Below are 4,577 nucleotides of genomic sequence, written 5' to 3' on the forward strand. Positions count from 1 at the left end.
ATCGCCGCCCAGGGCCTGCTCGCCTCGCGCGGCCGCACCGGCGTCCTCACCGGCGGCCGGCTCACCGTCGAGGACGCCTACGCGTACAGCAAGTTCGCGCGCGTCGCGCTCGACACCAACGACATCGACTTCCGCGCGCGCGTGCACAGCGGCGAGGAGGCCGACTTCCTGGCCGCCCGCGTCGCCGGGCACGGACGGGACGTCGACGGTACGGGCGTCACGTACACCTCCCTGGAAAAGGCGCCCGCCGTCCTGCTCGCCGGGTTCGAGTCCGAGGAGGAGGCGCCCGGGGTCTTCCTGAGGCTGCGCAAGGCCTGGCGTGGCCACGGACAGCAGGTGTTCGCGCTGGCCACGCACGCCACCCGGGGCCTGGAGAAGGCGGGCGGCAGGCTGCTGCCGGCCGCGCCGGGCACCGAGACCGAGTGGCTGGACGCGCTCGCGAGCGGCGTCGGCCTGGAGGCCGGTGGCGCACAGGCCGCCGAGGCGCTGCGCGCCGAGGGCGCGGTGATCGTCGTCGGCGAGCGCCTCGCCTCCGTCGCGGGCGCCCTGACCGCCGCCGTACGGGCAGCGACCGCGACCGGCGCCGAACTGGTGTGGATCCCGCGCCGGGCGGGCGAGCGGGGCGCGATCGAGGCCGGCGCGCTGCCGTCGCTGCTGCCGGGCGGACGCCCGGCGACCGACCCGCGCGCGCGGGAGGAGGTCGCCGCCGTCTGGGGAGTGGCTACCCTGCCGCACCGCTACGGCCGTGACACCGGCCAGATCGTCGAGGCCGCGGCCGCCGGCGAACTCCAGGCGCTCGTGGTCGCCGGCGTGGAGATCGCCGACCTGCCCGACCCGGCACGCGCGCGTGCCGCACTGTCCGAGGCCGGCTTCCTGGTCTCGCTGGAGCTGCGGCCCAGCGAGGTCACCGCCCACGCGGACGTGGTGTTCCCGGTGGCGGCCGTCGCCGAGAAGGCGGGCACCTTCCTCAACTGGGAGGGCAGGGTGCGCTTCTTCGAGGCCGCGCTCAAGCCGGACCAGATGACCCGCCGCCTGGCCCCCGGCGACCTGCGGGTGCTGCAGATGCTCGCGGACGCCATGGACGTGCACCTGGGCCTGCCGGACCTGCGCACCGCCCACGCCGAGCTGGACCGGCTCGGCGCCTGGACCGGGCCCCGCGCCACCGGCCCCGCGGAGAGCCCGGGCGTGCTGCCCCGGCCGGCCGCCGGTGAGGCCGTGCTCGCCGGACACCGGCTGCTGCTCGACCGCGGTGTGCTCCAGGAGGGCGACGACGCGCTCGCCGGGACCCGGCACGCCGCACGCGCGCGCGTGTCGGCCGCCACGGCCGCCGAGGCGGGCGTCGCGGACGGCGAGCCGCTCGCCGTGACCGGTCCCGTGGGCACCCTCGAACTCCCGCTGGAGATCACGGAGATGCCCGACCGGGTGGTGTGGCTCCCGCTGAACTCGGCCGGCGCCGGCGTCGCCTCCGACACCGGGGCGCTGCCCGGCTCCCTCGTCCGCATCGGCCCGGCGCGGCGCGCGACCGAGGCCCCCGAGGAGGTGGAGGCATGAGCCCGTACCTCGCCGCAGAGAACCTGTCGATGTTCGGCACGGACCCCTGGTGGCTCGTCGTCATCAAGGCGGTGTTCTGCTTCGCCTTCCTGATGGTGACCGTGCTGTTCTCCATCGTCTGGGAGCGCAAGGTCGTCGCCTGGATGCAGCTGCGCATCGGCCCCAACCGGCACGGCCCCTGGGGCATGCTCCAGTCGCTCGCCGACGGCGTGAAGCTGATGCTCAAGGAGGACGTCGTCGTCAAGCGCGCGGACAAGGTGGTCTACGTCCTCGCGCCGATCGTCGCGGCCATCCCGGCCTTCATGGCGATCGCCGTCATCCCCTTCGGTCCCGCCGACAACGAGATCTCCGTCTTCGGCCACCGCACCGCGATGCAGCTGACCGACCTGCCGATCGCGATGCTCTACATCCTCGCGGTCGCCTCGGTCGGCATCTACGGCATCGTGCTCGCGGGCTGGAGCTCCGGCTCCACCTACCCGCTCCTGGGCGGCCTGCGCTCCTGCGCCCAGATGATCTCGTACGAGATCGCCATGGGCGCCGCCTTCGCCTCGGTGTTCCTCTACTCCGGGTCGATGTCGACGTCGACGATCGTCCAGCAACAGCACGACCGCTGGTACGTCCTGCTGCTGCCGGTCTCCTTCATCATCTACATCGTCACCATGGTGGGTGAGACCAACCGCGCCCCCTTCGACATGCCGGAGTCCGAGGGCGACCTGGTCGGCGGCTTCAACACCGAGTACTCGTCGATCAAGTTCGCGATGTTCATGCTCGCCGAGTACGTCAACATGGTGACCGTCTCGGCCGTGTCGACCACGCTCTTCCTGGGCGGCTGGCGGGCCCCCTGGCCGATCAGCACCTTCTGGACGGGCGCCAACCACGGCTGGTGGCCGCTGCTCTGGTTCGTGATCAAGGTGCAGCTCCTGCTGTTCTTCTTCATCTGGCTGCGCGGCACCCTCCCGCGCGTGCGCTACGACCAGCTGATGAAGCTCGGGTGGAAGGTCCTCATCCCGGTCTCGGTGACCTGGCTGATGCTCGTCGCGACCGTGCGCACGCTGCGCAACGAGAACTACGGCTTCACCGACATCGCCCTCTACGTAGGCGGCGCCGTACTGGCCCTGCTGCTCGTGTCCCTCGTCGTCGACGTGCTGCGCGACAAGGGGAAGAAGGGCGAAACGGCCGGGGAGCCGGCCGGCTTCGACCCGATGGCCGGCGGATTCCCCGTACCGCCGCTGCCCGGGCAGGAGCTGCCGCCGGTGCCGCGGCGCCGCCCGCACCGCGAGCGGGAGTTGATTGTCAGTGGCGGGCCGGATACTGCCAGTGACGGATCTCTGGATGGAAAGGAGGCGTCCGATGGCTGAGGAGCCCAAGGAGACCAAGCCCGGTTTCCTGAACCCCGTGGCCGGCTTCGGCGTGACCTTCAAGGCCATGTTCAAGAAGCGGCTGACCGAGCAGTACCCGGAGCAGCAGAAGACCACCGCTCCGCGCTTCCACGGACGGCACCAGCTCAACCGCCATCCGGACGGCCTGGAGAAGTGCGTCGGCTGCGAGCTGTGCGCCTGGGCCTGCCCCGCCGACGCCATCTACGTCGAGGGCGCCGACAACACCGACGAGGAGCGCTACTCCCCGGGCGAGCGGTACGGCAGGGTGTACCAGATCAATTACGCCCGCTGCATCCTGTGCGGCCTGTGCATCGAGGCGTGCCCCACGCGCGCGCTGACGATGACCAACGAGTTCGAGCTGGCCGACTCCAGCCGCGCGAACCTCATCTACACCAAGGAACAGCTGCTCGCCGGCCTCGAGGACGGCATGGTCGACACGCCCCACGCCATCTACCCCGGTACCGACGAGCAGGACTACTACCGGGGCCTGGTGACCGAGGCCGCGCCCGGCACGGAGCGCCAGGTGGCCGTCTCCAAGGGCGAGCGGCCCGAGGATCAGGAGGTGGACGCATGAGCGCCCAGCTCGCCGCCTACTCCACCTCCACCGGAGAGGCCTTCCAGTTCTGGGTCCTCGGGACCGTCGCGGTGATCGGCGCCCTGTGCACCGTCTTCATGAAGCGGGCCGTGCACAGCGCGCTCTGCCTCGCGGGCACCATGATCATCCTGGCGGTCTTCTACCTCGCCAACGGCGCCTACTTCCTGGGCATCGTGCAGATCGTGGTCTACACCGGCGCGATCATGATGCTGTTCCTGTTCGTGGTGATGCTGGTCGGCGTGACCGCGGCGGACTCCCTGAGGGAAACCATCAAGGGCCAGCGCTGGCTGGCCCTTCTGTGCGGGCTCGGCTTCGGCGTCCTGCTGTTCGCCGGAATCGCCAACGCCTCCCTCAAGGACTTCAACGGCATCGGCAGGGCCAACTCGGGCGGCAACGTGGAGGGCCTGGCCTCCCTCCTCTTCACCAAGTACGTCTTCGCCTTCGAACTCACCGGCGCCCTGCTCATCACTGCCGCCGTCGGCGCCATGGTGCTCACCCACCGGGAGCGCACCGAGCGCGCCAAGACCCAGCGCGAGCTGTCCGAGCAGCGCGTGCGCGAGGGCACGCACGTACCGCCGCTGCCCGCGCCCGGTGTCTACGCCCGCCACAACGCCGTGGACATCGCGGGCCTGCTGCCCGACGGCACCCCCTCCGAGCTCACGGTCAGCAAGACCCTGCGCGACCGCGGCCAGATCCGCGACGTCTCCGCGGAGGCGCTGAACGACCTCAAGGCCCTGGAGCAGCGCGCCGAGGAGCGGCTGGAGCGCACCGAGATCGAGCCGACGACCTTCAAGCGGCCCGAGGAGGCGTCGAAGTGAACCCCGTCAACTACCTCTATCTCGCCGCGCTGCTGTTCACGATCGGCGCCACCGGCGTGCTGATCAGGCGCAACGCCATCGTGCTCTTCATGTGCATCGAGCTGATGCTGAACGCCTGCAACCTCGCGTTCGTCGTCTTCTCCCGCATGCACGGCAACCTCGACGGCCAGATCATCGCCTTCTTCACGATGGTCGTCGCCGCAGCGGAGGTCGTGGTCGGGCTCGCGATCATCG

The 4,577-nt window shown here is 71.0% G+C and carries 5 protein-coding genes; all 5 read left to right on the forward strand.

Annotated elements, in window-relative coordinates; genetic code table 11:
* Positions 1-1,551 (forward strand): molybdopterin-dependent oxidoreductase (locus tag IE249_RS36060; protein ID WP_229857435.1); only part of this gene is annotated, 1,551 nt, incomplete at its 5' end.
* The gene (nuoH, locus tag IE249_RS03580) at positions 1,548-2,909 is read left to right on the forward strand and encodes an NADH-quinone oxidoreductase subunit NuoH (protein WP_189703309.1); all 1,362 of its coding nucleotides are present in this window, start codon (positions 1,548-1,550) and stop codon (positions 2,907-2,909) included. The genes IE249_RS36060 and nuoH, both read left to right, overlap by 4 nt.
* Positions 2,902-3,504 (forward strand): NADH-quinone oxidoreductase subunit NuoI, encoded by a 603-nt coding sequence (gene nuoI / locus IE249_RS03585; protein WP_189703310.1) that lies wholly within the window; start codon positions 2,902-2,904, stop codon positions 3,502-3,504. The genes nuoH and nuoI overlap by 8 nt, the downstream gene beginning before the upstream one ends.
* Entirely contained in the window at positions 3,501-4,343 is an 843-nt protein-coding gene (locus tag IE249_RS03590) for an NADH-quinone oxidoreductase subunit J (protein ID WP_189703311.1), read from the forward strand. Before nuoI ends, IE249_RS03590 begins: the two co-directional genes overlap by 4 nt.
* On the forward strand, positions 4,340-4,577 hold a 238-nt coding region (gene nuoK / locus IE249_RS03595; RefSeq protein WP_229857437.1), incomplete at its 3' end, for an NADH-quinone oxidoreductase subunit NuoK. The genes IE249_RS03590 and nuoK, both read left to right, overlap by 4 nt.

Origin of the sequence: Streptomyces anandii JCM 4720 (assembly GCF_014650655.1) — a bacterium.
In the GTDB taxonomy this organism is placed as follows: Bacteria; Actinomycetota; Actinomycetes; order Streptomycetales; family Streptomycetaceae; genus Streptomyces; species Streptomyces anandii.